Here is a 12,234-nt window from a genome sequence, read left to right as displayed (position 1 = left end):
CGGTCAGCCCTTCTTCTTTCTGGTCGGCGTCGCCGGAGCGGAACCGATCAGCTTGTAGGCGCCGTTCTGCACCGCGTACAGGAAGGTGCCGCCGTTGGTCAGGTCGCCGCTCTCGCCGAACGTGTACCCGCCCATGGCGCCCTCGTACTTCTGCTTGCTCAGGTCGGCCCAGAGCCCCTTGCGGGCGGGGGTTCGGCCCGCCTTGGCCGCGGCGGCCAGCCGTCCGAGCGTCATGGCGACGACGTCGTACGCCTCGCCCGCGTAGGGGGGCGGGTTCGTCCCGTAGCGCTTCTTGTACGCGGCGACGAATGCGGCGCCCCGCTCCTTCGTCCGGGCGGGGGTGTCGGGGGCGGGAGCGACGGCATCGCTGACCGGGGCGGTGACGAACCAGCCCTCGGCCGCCTCGCCGGCCCCCTTGAGGAATTTCGTGCCGAAGACGTGCTGCCCGCCGAACCGCGGCCCGGTGAAACCGAGTTCGCGCAGGGCGCGGGCCGCGAGGACGGCCGTCTCGGCCACCCCGCAGTGGATGTAGCAGTCGATGCCTGAGTCGATCATGCCGCGCAGGATCGAGCGGTAGTCCGTCGCGCGGCCGGGGACCACGCGGTAGCGGCGCTCGACGCCGGAGGCGCCCAGGCCGTAGTCGACGCCCCGGACGTACTGCCAGCTGTAGTGGTCGTCGGTGCGCTCCTGGAGGACTCCGGGCCGCTTCACGCTGTCGAGGAGCAGGGCCGCGTAGGCGAGGTGCATGCCGGCGAAGAGGTGGTGCGGGATCGCGCGCAGGACGGTGACGTTCGGCGGGGTCGTCCGGTCCCGCATGGTGAGCAGGTTGTGGCCCGCCGAGACGGTGACGAGCGGCAGACCCGCCTCCTCGAACGCGGGCAGCACGGCCTGCCCGGTGTAGTCGGAGGTGGGGCCGAGGACGGCGAGCACCGCCGGGTCGGAGGTGAGCGTCCGGGCGACGGCGGGCGCCTTCGCCTTGTCCCCCTGGTCGTCGGCGACCTTGAGCCCGATCCTGGAGAGCTTCTTCAGCGGGTCGCCGCTCTTCGCCGCTGCGATCCGGGCGTTGAACTCCTCGACGGCGAGCCGGGCGCCGCGCTCCTGGGCGCGGCCGACCTCCTGGGCGGGCCCGGACAGGTCGGCGAGGACCCCGATCGCCAGGTTCCCGGCCGCGGCCGTGGGCGACTTCCCGTCGTCGCCGCCCTCGTCCCCGTCCCGGAAGGCCGCCCACGCGCCGAAGCCGCCGGCCGCGACGAGGACCGCGCCGCCCGCGGCAAGGAGGAATCCGCGCCTGCCGGGCGGCTGCGGCGGCGCGGCGGGCGCACCGGCCCGGGTGCGGTCGATGTCGGGCAGCGCGAGCATCCGCGACGATCGCTCGGCGATGGTCCGGACGACGGGCGCCGGCAGCCAGTCGGCGGCCTCGCCCGGGGTGTCCTCGGTCAGCTCGCCGGTGATCTCCTCCGCGGTCGGCCGCTCGGCCGGGTCCTTGGCGAGGCAGCGGCGCAGCAGGTCCAGGAGGCCCGGCGGCACGCCGTCGAGATCGGGTTCGTCGTGGACGGTCCGGTAGAGCAGGGCGTCGACGGTTCCGCTGCCGAACGGCGGTCTGCCGGTGGCCGCGTAGCCGAGGAGGCAGCCGAGCGCGAAGACGTCGGCGGGGGGCCCGAGTTCGTCGGTGCGGGCCTCGGCCTGCTCGGGGGCGAGGAATCCGGGAGTGCCGACGACCATGTCGGTGGAGGTGAGGGCGGTCTCGCCGGTCGCCCGGGCGATGCCGAAGTCGATCAGCCGCGGTCCGTCGACGGCGAGCAGCACGTTGCCCGGCTTCACGTCCCGGTGGACGAGCCCGGCGGCGTGGACGGCGGCGAGCGCGCGGGAGACCGCGCCGCCGAGGATCCGTACGCTCCGCTCGGGCAGGGCGCCGTGCGCGGCGACCGCCTCGCCGAGCGAGGGCCCCGGCACGAAGGCGGTGGCCATCCAGGGCTCGGGGGCGTCCGGGTCGGCGCCGGTGACGGGGACGGCCCAGGGGCTGGAGACCCGGCGGGCGGCCTCGACCTCGCGACGGAACCGGGCCCGGAAGTCGGGCTGGTCGGCGTGGTCGGCATGGGTGACCTTCACGGCGGCGAGCTCGCCGTTGTCCGTCCGGCCGAGGTAGACGACGCCCATGCCGCCGGCGCCGAGCCGGCCGAGGAGCCGGTAGCCGGCGATCGAGGACGGGTCGGAGGGCAGCAGCGGCTGGATCGCGCCGGGGGCGGGCGGGGTGGGCTGGTTCACGACTGCACTCCCAGCTGCGCCTTGACGCGCTCGATCATGGTGACGAGTGCCTGGACCTGGGCGCTGTTGGTGTCGTTCTCGACGTAGCCGGGCGCACCCTTCACCACGGTGGCGAGGGTGACCTGGCCGATCCGGGACTGGTACCAGCTGTAGAACTGCTTGCCCTTGACCGTGGACACCTCGTACTTGCCGCGCTCACCGAGCGAGTCGGAGGCCGTGTAGTTCCCGCCGACTCCGAACGGGTTGCCGATCGAGTTGAGTTCGGAGAGGGTCTCGCCCTCGCGGAGCGTCTGGTTCGGGCACCGGAGCGCCTCCTCCAGGGTCTCGGCCATCTCCCAGTCGCCGTCCGCCTCGGTGCGGTGGACGGTGACGGTGGCGGACACGCGCAGCAGACCCTTGCCGCCGGCGGCGGGGATCTCGCTGGAGGCGGTCACGCTGTACAGCACGGAGGCGGGCAGGCTGCCCCCCTCCCAGGTGCATGCGTCCCCGAGGACGGGCCATCGGTCCGGATCACTGAGGTACTGCGCGCGCTTCACGTAGCCGGGACCCCAGGCGTCCGGGCCGGCGACGACGAAGAGGGCCAACCGCTGGGCGTCGGCACGGTTCTTGGGCACGCGCCCGGGGTCGGGGGTGAAGTCGAGGCTGGTGGGGGCGGCGGACGGGGTCGCCGAGCTCGTCGCGCCCGAGCTCGTCGGCGTCCCACCGGGCCGTTTGCCCTCGGTCTTCGGCCCGCCGCTCGAGCAGCCGGTCAGGATCAGTCCGCCTGCCAGTAAGGCACAGCAGGCGCGCAGCACTCTTCCGTCTCCGTACGCCACAGCTCCCCCACGGTCCTTCACATACTCCCCGAATGGTGAGCAGATCGTACGACGCGGATGGTCAACTGTGGCTGTTTACAACATCATTGGGGCGAAACGATGACGCTCTCGCGACGCGCCTCGTCGTACCTCTCGCGCGCCTCCTCCACGGCCCGCACGCGCCGCTCCGTCCATCGAGCCAGCTCCCAGACCTGGCGGGCCGCCTCCTCCCCGAGAGCGGTGAGGCTGTAGTCGACCCGGGGCGGGATGACCGGCTTGGCGTCACGGTGGACGAAGCCGTCGCGCTCCAGCGTCTGGAGGGTCTGCGCGAGCATCTTCTCGCTGACCCCGCCGATCTCCCGGCGCAGCTCGCTGAAGCGGTACGAGCGCTCCAGGAGTGCCGCCAGGATCAGCACACCCCAGCGGCTGGTGACGTGCTCCAGGACGAGTCGCGAGGGGCACATCGTGTCGTTGACGTCCGCCTTCTCGCCGACACTCTCACTTACTCCCATGCCAGTACCTTACTTCAAAGTGGGTACTTTCCACTAGTTAGCGCCTGTCGTACGGTGAGTGCACACCCCGGAACGAACCCCTCACCGACCCCACAGGAGAGAACGCCATGAGCATCGTCGTCACCGGAGCCACCGGACAGCTCGGCCGCCTCGTCATCGACGCGCTGCTGACCCGGGTCCCCGCCGAGTCCGTCGCCGCCGTCGTCCGCGACAAGGAGAAGGCTGCCGACCTCGCCGAGCGCGGCGTCGAGCTGCGGATCGCCGACTACAGCGCGCCCCGGACGCTGGCCGGCGCCTTCGGACCCGGCGACCGGGTGCTCCTGATCTCCGGCAGCGAGGTCGGGCAGCGCGTCGCACAGCACGCCGCCGTGATCGACGCGGCCAAGGCCGCGGGCGTCGCCCAGCTCGCCTACACCGGCGTCCTCGGCGGCCCGGAGGCCGACTTCGACCTGGCCGCCGAGCACAAGGCGACCGAACAGCTGATCCTCGACGCCGGGCTCCCCCACACCTTCCTGCGCAACGGCTGGTACACCGAGAACTACACCGGCAACCTCGCGCCCGTCCTGGCGCACGGCGCCGTCGTCGGCAGCGCCGGCGAGGGCCGGATCGCCTCCGCCTCCCGCGCCGACTACGCCGCCGCCGCGGCGGCCGTCCTGACCGGCCCGGCCGAGGAGCACCTGAACAAGGCGTACGAGCTGAGCGGCGACGTGGCCTGGTCCCTCGCCGAGTACGCGGCGGAGGTCGCCCGCCAGACCGGCCGGGAGATCGCTTACAACGACGTCCCCGCCGGGACGCACCTGGCCATCCTGACCGGGGCGGGCGTCCCGCAGCCCTTCGCCGAGATCCTCGTCGACGTGGACCGGGCCGTCGCGCTCGGCGCCCTGGCCCGGCGGACCGGGGACCTGTCCCGGCTGATCGGCCGCCCGACCACCCCGATCGCCGAGACCATCGGGGGCGCGCTCGCCCGCGCCTGAAGGTCATGACCGTATCGCGGTACGGACATGACAGCGTGCCCTGTGCGGCGCTACCGTCATCAGGACGGCGCGCGGCACAGGGCAGGAGGTTCGGTGAAGACGGACAACGAGGGGCGAGCAGGGCTCCTGTACGGGATCGGCGCCTACGGCATGTGGGGACTGGTCCCGCTCTTCTGGCCGCTCCTGAAGCCGTCCGGGGCGATCGAGATCCTCGCCCACCGGATGGTCTGGTCACTGGCCGTCGTCGGCATCGCCCTGCTGGCCCTGCGCCGCTGGAGCTGGATCGGCGAGCTGGTGCGCAGCCCCCGCAAGCTCGGCATGATCACCCTGGCCGCGGCCGTGATCACCGTGAACTGGGGCCTCTACATCTGGGCCGTGAACTCCGGCCAGGTCGTCGAGGCCTCGCTCGGCTACTTCATCAACCCGCTCGTCACCATCGCCATGGGCGTCCTGCTCCTCAAGGAGCGCCTGCGGCCCGCCCAGTGGGCGGCCGTCGGGGTCGGCTTCGCCGCCGTGCTCGTCCTGGCCGTCGGATACGGGCGACCGCCCTGGATCTCGCTGACCCTGGCGTTCTCCTTCGCCACCTACGGCCTGGTGAAGAAGAAGGTCAACATCGGCGGCCTGGAGTCGCTGGCCGCCGAGACGGCGATCCAGTTCCTGCCCGCCCTCGCCTACCTGATGTGGCTGAGCGGGACCGGCACCTCCACCTTCACCGGGCAGGGCGCCGGGCACGCCGCGCTGCTCGCGGCGACCGGCGTCGTGACCGCCGTACCGCTGGTCTGCTTCGGAGCCGCGGCGATCCGGGTGCCGCTGTCCACGCTGGGCCTGCTCCAGTACCTGGCGCCGGTCTTCCAGTTCGGCCTGGGCGTCCTCTACTTCCACGAGGCGATGCCGCCGGAGCGGTGGGCGGGCTTCTCCCTGGTGTGGCTCGCGCTGTCGATCCTCACCTGGGACGCGATCCGCACGGCGACGCGCAGCCGGGCCGCCGTCGAGGCGGCGAGCAAGGCCGCGGCGGCACAGGCCGTGGTGGCCGCGGCGGCCGGCGCGGAGGCCGTGGCGCACGAGGCCGTGGTGCACGGAACCGAGGCCGCGATGGCCGCCGACACCGACGGCCGGTGACGGCGGCGGCCCGGGCGGGCGGACCCGCGTGACGGACCTACCGGACCCCCGGCGCGATCGGCGCCGGGGGTCCGGTACGTCAGCGACCTGCCGTACCGGAGGACGGAGCGGCGGCAGGAGGACGGGACCGCCCGCTCAGACCGGGAGCCCGGCCTCCGGCTCCGGCGCCTCCACCGCGGTGACCCGGGGCCCGCCCTCGGCCGCGGCCCGGGGGCGCACCCGGTCGACCCGCGCCCGGACCCCGAACGCCGAGACGACCGCACCCAGCAGCACCATGACCACCGGCACCAGCAGCGCCGCCCGGAACCCGTCGAGGCCCCCGCCGGCGATCCCGTGGACCGCGGTCACCGACGAGATGCCCACCGCCGAGCCGAACTGCGTCGCCGTCGTGAGCAGCCCGCTCGCGAGCCCCTGCTCCTCCTCCGCGACGCCGTCGGTCGCGGCGATGGTCAGCGGCCCGTACGCGAGGGCGAAGGCGAGCCCCGTCAGCAGCAGCGTCGGGAACATCGCCGCGTACGACCAGTCCGGGCCGACCGGCAGGAACAGGACGTACGAGACGACCGCGAGCACGAACCCGCCGAGGATCACCCGCGCGTTGCCGAACCGCGCGACCAGCCGCGGTGTCAGCGTCGGCGCCAGGACCGCGTCCACGCCCATGACCACCAGCGCGAGCGCGGTCTGCAGCGACGACCAGCCGCGCAGCTCCTGCAGGTAGAGCGTGGCGACGAACTGGAAGCCGAAGAAGGACCCGACGAACAGCAGCGCCCCCAGGTCGGCGCGGACCATGGAGGCCTTGCGGAGCAGGGCCAGGCGGACGAGCGGGGCGGCGGCCCGCCGCTCCACCGCGACGAAGACGCCGGCCAGGACGAGCCCGGCGGCGAAGGCGGCCGCCGTGACCGCCCAGCCGTCGAAGCCGTGCTCCAGCCGTACGATCCCGAACGCCGACAGCAGCATCGCCCCCGCGGCCGTCAGGGCCCCGGCCAGGTCGAAGCCGCCCGCACCCCTGGCGGGGCGCGCCTCGGCGGGGATCAGGCGCAGCGCGGCCACCAGCACGACGGCCGCGAGCAGGACCGGCGCGAAGAACACCCAGCGCCAGCCGAGCTGGGTCAGCAGCCCGCCGATGACGAGACCGAGGGAGAAGCCGCCCGCCGCGGTGCCCGCGAAGACCAGCAGGGCCTGGTTGCGCTGCGGCCCCTCCGCGTAGGAGGTGGTGATGATCGACAGCGCGGCCGGGGTCATGAAGGCGGCGGCGACACCGGTCACGAAGCGGGCCACGATCAGCATCCAGCCCTCCTGGGCGAAGCCGCCGAGACCGGAGAAGAGCAGGAAGACGGTGAGCCAGCCGAGGAACATCCGGCGGCGGCCGAGCAGGTCGGCGGCCCGGCCGCCGAGCAGGGTGAATCCGGCGTAGCCGAGGACGTACGCCGACATCACCCAGGCGGCGGTGGCCGTGGACAACTCCAGATCCGATCTGATGGAGGGCACCGCGACGGCGAGCATGGCGACGTCGATGCCTTCGAGGAAGATCGTGCCGCAGAGGACGAGGAGCAGGGCCCAGGCGCGTACGGGCAGGGTCGCGGACCGGGATGCGGGCATGGCTGACTCCAGGCAGGGGAAGGGGGGTGGTTACCGGCCAGAGGGTCGGTTCCCTCTTGTAACCACCTGCATCCTGCGGCAGCATCGCGTGCCATGGAAGAAGGCACTTCGAAGTCACCGAGTCACTGCGAAGTCACCGCCCGGGACACGGAATACGGCGACACCGACCCCTTCCAGTGGGACACGCGGGAGGACTGCGAGGTGCGGCAGATCCTCGACCGGGTCGCCGACAAGTGGTCGCTGCTGGTGATCGCCCTGCTCGACCGCCGCAGGCTGCGCTTCACCGAACTGCGGCGCGAGATCGACGGGATCAGCCAGCGCATGCTGACGGTCACCCTGCGCCAGCTGGAACGGGACGGCCTGGTGAAGCGCACGGTGCACCCGGTCGTGCCGCCCCGGGTGGACTACGAACTGACGCCGCTGGGCGGCACGTTGCACACGACGATCCGTTCCCTGGTGAGGTGGACGGAACTCCACCAGAACGAGATCGCGGCGGCCCGCGAGGCGTACGACGCGAAGGAGGCGGCGGAGGCCGCGCTCGGGGCGTGAACCCGCCGGCGCCCACGGCGAGCGACTCGCGGCGGGCGGGGCGGGCGGTGCGGGCAGGGCGGGCGGGTTCGGCACGGGGCGGGCGGGCGCACGGGGCGGGCGGGCGCACGGGGCGCACGGGCCCGAAGGTAGGCGCGAGGGCTCAGGGCGCGAGGCCCAGCCAGGACTCAGGGCGCGAGGGCGCTCTCGACCTGTGTCATCACGCCCTTCCAGTGGGCCCGTTGACGCTCACGCTCCTCGGCGCTCGCCATGTGCTCCTGGTGGAAGCGGAGCACGGTCCGGCCGTCCCCGGTCGCGGAGACGGCGACCTGGAGGACGGTCTCGCCGTAGCCGAGCCGGATGCGGTCGCCGGGACGGAGGCTGCGCAGCACCCCGTCGCCCTCCACGGGGAGCTCGGCCCCGGGGCCGAGCCAGAGGGCGACGCCTTCGGGGCTCACGAGGAAGTCCCAGACGGCCTCGACGGGCAGGGGCAGGGTCCTGGAGACGCCGATCTCCCAGCCGGCGTCCCGGGTGAGTCCCACGGGCATCACGCTTCTCCCTCCGGATGGGTCCGCGCCCGGTGGGCCCGGACCTTGTGGCGGTTGCCGCAGCGGTCCATGGAGCACCAGCGGCGGCGGCCCGGCCGCGAGGTGTCGACGAAGAGCAGGGCGCAGTTGTCGGAGCCGCACACGCGGATCCGGTCGGCATGGGGGCCGGTGAGCAGGTCGACCGCGTCCCGGGCGAGCGTCGCCAGGAGGCCGGTGCCGGTGGCCCCCGGGGCCCAGGCGCGCGTGCCGTCGGCGGTGATCCGGGCGACGAGCGGGGGGTGCGCCGCGGCCGCGTTGAGGATCCCGAGGTCCCGGGGGTCGCAGCGGTCCCGGGCGGCGCCGGACGCACGGGCCTCGGCCAGGCGCCACAGCGCGTCACGCATCTCCCGGACCGCCGCCAGCTCGGGTGCGGTGACCGTGACGTCGAGCCCGGGGGCGAGGCGGCACTCCCGTATCCAGTCCAGCAGCCCCTCGACGCGATCCAGCACCTCGTAGTGGGCGGCGACCGGGCCCGGTCCACCGGTGAGCAGCAGCTCCAGACAGAGGGCCCCGGCGTCGAAGCGGAATCGCTGTCCGTCGCGGTGCCGGAGCGTCATTCCGGTGGCGGGTTCGGTCATGTAACCAGTATAAGTGGTTACATGACTCCACTCCACTGGAAGCTTGTGATCGACGCCGCCGACCCGCACGCCCAGTCGGCCTTCTGGGCGGCCGCCCTCGGCTACCGGGAGGAGGACCACAGCGCGCTCATCACCCGCCTGCTCGACATGGGCGCCGCACCGGCCGAGGCGACGCTCACGGTCCACGACCGCCTCGCATGGCGAGATCTGGCCGCCGTCCGCCATCCGGACGACCCGCACGACCCGGCGTCGGACACGGGCCTGGGGCGCCGGATCCTCTTCCAGCGGGTCCCGGAGGAGAAGTCGTTGAAGAACCGCCTCCACCTCGACCTCCACCCGGCCCCGGACACCCGCGACGCCGAGGTGGAGCGCCTGGAGAACCTGGGCGCGTCGACCCTGCGCCGGGTGAACGAACAGGGCGGCTCATGGGTGGTGATGACAGACCCGGAGGGCAACGAGTTCTGCGTGCACTGAGGGGGCGGGGGGTGGGGGTGGGGGTGGGGGTGGGGGTGGGGGTGGGGGTGGGGGTGGGGGGGGGTGAGGACCTCGGCGGGGGGCGAGGGAGGAGGGGCTTGGGGGGTGCGGGTCCTGGCCCTTGGGGCGGGCCGGTCTTCGTTTGCTTCTGGTGGTTGGCCGCCCTCTCTCCGAGTGTGGCGGGTTGCGGCGCCGCATCAAGGGCGCTCCTCGTTCCTCGTCGCGTCGCTGCGCGATGGGCTTCGCCCACCCTTGACCCGTCACCTCCACCCGCCTTTTGACACTCGGAGGGCGGCCCGGGGAAGGGGCATCCGCTCCGGGGCCCGGTGGGCCCCGGGCGCCGTCGGCGCCCGTCTGCCCTGGGGTGGTCTAGCGCAGCCATTGAATGGGGTGACCCGGCACGGCTTAGCGGATGCTGCTCGATTCCTGGCGGGGATTCATGCCCCGCTGGTCATTCCCGGTGGTGGGTGATCCCGGATCCGAGGAGGACTTGGAAAGGTCGACGCCTCAAGCCGGCCGCCATCCCGTCCGGCCCGGCCGATTCGACCCGCTCCGGTCTGTTCCGGCAGGGGGAGTCATCCCGAATGACGCTAGCGCGTACATTACTTGCGGTAACCGGGCGGGATATGGGACTTCACGGGGCATATCGGACTCTCGGCGTGCTTAATGTACGCCGTAGCGTCATCGGGCGGCCGATTCCGGACCGGCGATGGGACGGGTGGGGTGGATGGGATCCGCCCTGGCCCGAGCTGGCGATGACCGGCCGCGGATTCGGCTTCACCCCCACGGAGAGTGACCAGCGGGGCATGAATCCCAGCCGATGAGCGAGCGGCACCCGCTAAGCGCTGCCGGGTCACCCCATTCAATGGCTGCGCTGGACCGCCCCCGGACCCGACGGGGCCGACGGCGCCCGGGGCGCACCGGCCCCCCGCCCTGGGCCCATCCCCCGGGCCGCCCTCCGAGTGTGAAAAGGCGGGTGGAGGCGACGGGTCAAGGGTGGAGCGAAGCGGAATCGGCGAAGCCGACGCGACGAAGGAGCGCCCTTGATGCGGCGCCGCAACCCGCCACACTCGGAGAGAGGGCGGCCAACCACCAGAAGCCGGCAAGAGCCTCGACCCCAAGAGCCAGGACCCGCACCCCCTCCCGCCCTCCCCCCTGGGGCAGTCGCCATCCGATCCGGCCTCCCGGACGTGGGCGTCCGGTGAGCGAACCCGCGTGACCGGTTTCCGCTCTTGACGGGAAGTCAAACCCTCGCTGAACATTCAGCACGCACAGCCGTACGCCGCACAAACGCACCATGCACAGCTCCAGCGCCTCGTGGCACCCATGCCGCGGGGCGTCTCGCACGTTCCGTCCCATCCCCGTTCGGAATCCGGAGCCCCCACATGAAGTTCTCCGTGCCCAGACGCGTCGGCGCCGTCGCCGCGCTCGCACTCGCCGGGTTGCTCGGCACCTCGGCCCCCTCCGCCACCGCGCAGCCGGACGCCGCGCTCGCCGCACCCGACATCTCGGTGGCCAACGTCAAGCAGCACCTCGCGGACCTCCAGTCGATCGCCACCGCCAACGGCGGCAACCGCGCCCACGGCCGTACCGGCTACAAGGCGTCGATCGACTTCGTGAAGGCCAAGCTGGACGCGGCCGGATACACCACCACCGTCCAGCAGTTCACCTCCAGCGGCTCCACCGGCTACAACCTGATAGCCGACTGGCCGGGGGGCGACCCCAACCAGGTCCTGATGGCCGGCTCCCACCTGGACTCGGTCAGCTCCGGTCCCGGCATCAACGACAACGGCTCCGGTTCGGCCGCCGTCCTGGAGACCGCGCTCGCCGTCTCCCGGGCCGGCCTCCAGCCCACCAAGCACCTGCGTTTCGGGTGGTGGGGCGCCGAGGAGCTCGGTCTCGTCGGGTCGAAGTACTACGTCAGCCAGCTGCCCACCACCGAGCGCTCGAAGCTCTCCGGGTACCTGAACTTCGACATGATCGGGTCGCCGAACCCGGGCTACTTCGTCTACGACGACGACCCCACCATCGAGCAGACCTTCAAGAGCTACTTCGCGGGTCTCGGCGTCCCCACCGAGATCGAGACCGAGGGCGACGGCCGCTCCGACCACGCGTCGTTCAAGAACGTCGGCGTGCCCGTCGGCGGCCTGTTCACCGGTGCCAGCCGCGTGAAGAGCAGCGCGCAGGTCCAGAAGTGGGGCGGCACGGCCACGGCCTTCGACCGCTGCTACCACTCGTCGTGCGACACGACGTCGAACATCAACGACACCGCCCTCGACCGCAACAGCGACGCGATCGCCCACGCGATCTGGACGCTGTCGGCCGGCACGACCCAGCCGCCCGGCACGGTCTTCGAGAACACCGCCGACGTGGCCATCCCGGACAACGGCGCCGCGGTGACCTCGACGGTCAACGTCACCGGTGTCACCGGCAACGCCCCGAGCAACCTCGCGGTCGGCGTGGACATCGTCCACACCTACCGCGGTGACCTGGTCGTCGACCTGGTCGCGCCGGACGGATCGGTCTACAGCCTGAGCAACCGCTCCGGCGGCAGCGCCGACAACATCAACCAGACCTTCACCGTGAACGCCTCCAGCGAGGTCGCCAACGGCGCCTGGAAGCTGCGCGTCCAGGACAAGGCGTCGGTGGACACCGGCTACATCAACAACTTCAAGCTCACCTTCTGAGCCGTTCGTCCCCGCACACGTCCGTGCCGTCCGGCCCCTGGCCGGACGGCACGCACAGTCTCCCGGGTGGGTCGGTGAAGGACTGCCCCCGACCCACCCGGGCAACCAGTCCCGCGGTGT

Annotated in this window: 11 protein-coding genes; 5 read left to right on the top strand and 6 right to left on the bottom strand. The window is 72.6% G+C overall.

Annotated elements, in window-relative coordinates; genetic code table 11:
* Nucleotides 1-3 precede the first annotated feature (3 nt).
* The 3 genes from ACGFZF_RS31165 to ACGFZF_RS31155 form a co-directional block, all read right to left on the bottom strand.
* Nucleotides 4-2,265 (bottom strand): bifunctional serine/threonine-protein kinase/ABC transporter substrate-binding protein, encoded by a 2,262-nt coding sequence (locus tag ACGFZF_RS31165; RefSeq protein WP_393559623.1) that lies wholly within the window; start codon nt 2,263-2,265, stop codon nt 4-6.
* Nucleotides 2,262-3,080, bottom strand: a complete 819-nt coding sequence (locus ACGFZF_RS31160) for a hypothetical protein (protein ID WP_393559621.1) — start codon at nt 3,078-3,080, stop codon at nt 2,262-2,264. The genes ACGFZF_RS31165 and ACGFZF_RS31160 overlap by 4 nt, the downstream gene beginning before the upstream one ends.
* A gap of 83 nt (nt 3,081-3,163) precedes the next feature.
* Nucleotides 3,164-3,571: a winged helix-turn-helix transcriptional regulator gene (locus tag ACGFZF_RS31155; RefSeq protein WP_393559619.1), complete on the bottom strand. Its 408-nt coding sequence runs from the start codon at nt 3,569-3,571 to the stop codon at nt 3,164-3,166.
* Between the two features lie 107 nt (nt 3,572-3,678).
* Between ACGFZF_RS31155 and ACGFZF_RS31150 the strand changes: the two genes are divergently transcribed.
* Nucleotides 3,679-4,545: an NmrA family NAD(P)-binding protein gene (locus ACGFZF_RS31150; protein WP_393559617.1), complete on the top strand. Its 867-nt coding sequence runs from the start codon at nt 3,679-3,681 to the stop codon at nt 4,543-4,545.
* A gap of 93 nt (nt 4,546-4,638) precedes the next feature.
* Nucleotides 4,639-5,664, top strand: a complete 1,026-nt coding sequence (rarD, locus tag ACGFZF_RS31145; protein ID WP_393559615.1) for an EamA family transporter RarD — start codon at nt 4,639-4,641, stop codon at nt 5,662-5,664.
* Between the two features lie 135 nt (nt 5,665-5,799).
* Here the strand turns inward: rarD and ACGFZF_RS31140 are convergent, their stop codons facing one another.
* The gene (locus tag ACGFZF_RS31140; RefSeq protein WP_393559782.1) at nt 5,800-7,236 is read right to left on the bottom strand and encodes an MFS transporter; all 1,437 of its coding nucleotides are present in this window, start codon (nt 7,234-7,236) and stop codon (nt 5,800-5,802) included.
* Between the two features lie 117 nt (nt 7,237-7,353).
* On the opposite strand from ACGFZF_RS31140, the gene ACGFZF_RS31135 reads away from it, so the two are divergent.
* On the top strand, nt 7,354-7,809 hold the full coding sequence (locus tag ACGFZF_RS31135; RefSeq protein ID WP_393559613.1) for a winged helix-turn-helix transcriptional regulator: 456 nt from the start codon (nt 7,354-7,356) through the stop codon (nt 7,807-7,809).
* Between the two features lie 167 nt (nt 7,810-7,976).
* Here the strand turns inward: ACGFZF_RS31135 and ACGFZF_RS31130 are convergent, their stop codons facing one another.
* A complete protein-coding gene (locus ACGFZF_RS31130) occupies nt 7,977-8,336 on the bottom strand; it encodes an SRPBCC domain-containing protein (RefSeq protein ID WP_393559611.1) in 360 nt (119 codons plus the stop codon).
* On the bottom strand, nt 8,336-8,953 hold the full coding sequence (locus tag ACGFZF_RS31125; RefSeq protein ID WP_393559609.1) for a CGNR zinc finger domain-containing protein: 618 nt from the start codon (nt 8,951-8,953) through the stop codon (nt 8,336-8,338). Before ACGFZF_RS31125 ends, ACGFZF_RS31130 begins: the two co-directional genes overlap by 1 nt.
* 21 nt (nt 8,954-8,974) lie before the next feature.
* Here ACGFZF_RS31125 and ACGFZF_RS31120 point away from each other — a divergent pair, with 21 nt between their 5' ends.
* A complete protein-coding gene (locus ACGFZF_RS31120) occupies nt 8,975-9,427 on the top strand; it encodes a VOC family protein (protein ID WP_393559607.1) in 453 nt (150 codons plus the stop codon).
* 1,385 nt (nt 9,428-10,812) lie between these two features.
* Nucleotides 10,813-12,114 carry a M28 family metallopeptidase gene (locus ACGFZF_RS31115; RefSeq protein ID WP_393559605.1) on the top strand — a complete coding sequence of 434 codons (1,302 nt, stop codon included), beginning with the start codon at nt 10,813-10,815 and terminating at the stop codon, nt 12,112-12,114.
* Nucleotides 12,115-12,234 lie beyond the last annotated feature (120 nt).

Origin of the sequence: Streptomyces sp. NPDC048338 (assembly GCF_043201055.1) — a bacterium.
Lineage (GTDB): Bacteria > Actinomycetota > Actinomycetes > Streptomycetales > Streptomycetaceae > Streptomyces.
The sequence above is the reverse complement of the archived record's forward strand: the minus strand, read 5'-3'. Positions and strand labels throughout refer to the sequence as shown.

Coding starts and splice junctions, on each gene's coding strand:
- ACGFZF_RS31120 (WP_393559607.1), top strand. CDS start 8,975: ATGACTCCACTCCACTGGAAGCTTGTGATCGACGCCGCCGACCCGCAC.
- ACGFZF_RS31125 (WP_393559609.1), bottom strand. CDS start 8,953: ATGACCGAACCCGCCACCGGAATGACGCTCCGGCACCGCGACGGACAG.
- ACGFZF_RS31155 (WP_393559619.1), bottom strand. CDS start 3,571: ATGGGAGTAAGTGAGAGTGTCGGCGAGAAGGCGGACGTCAACGACACG.
- ACGFZF_RS31115 (WP_393559605.1), top strand. CDS start 10,813: ATGAAGTTCTCCGTGCCCAGACGCGTCGGCGCCGTCGCCGCGCTCGCA.
- ACGFZF_RS31130 (WP_393559611.1), bottom strand. CDS start 8,336: ATGCCCGTGGGACTCACCCGGGACGCCGGCTGGGAGATCGGCGTCTCC.
- ACGFZF_RS31150 (WP_393559617.1), top strand. CDS start 3,679: ATGAGCATCGTCGTCACCGGAGCCACCGGACAGCTCGGCCGCCTCGTC.
- ACGFZF_RS31135 (WP_393559613.1), top strand. CDS start 7,354: ATGGAAGAAGGCACTTCGAAGTCACCGAGTCACTGCGAAGTCACCGCC.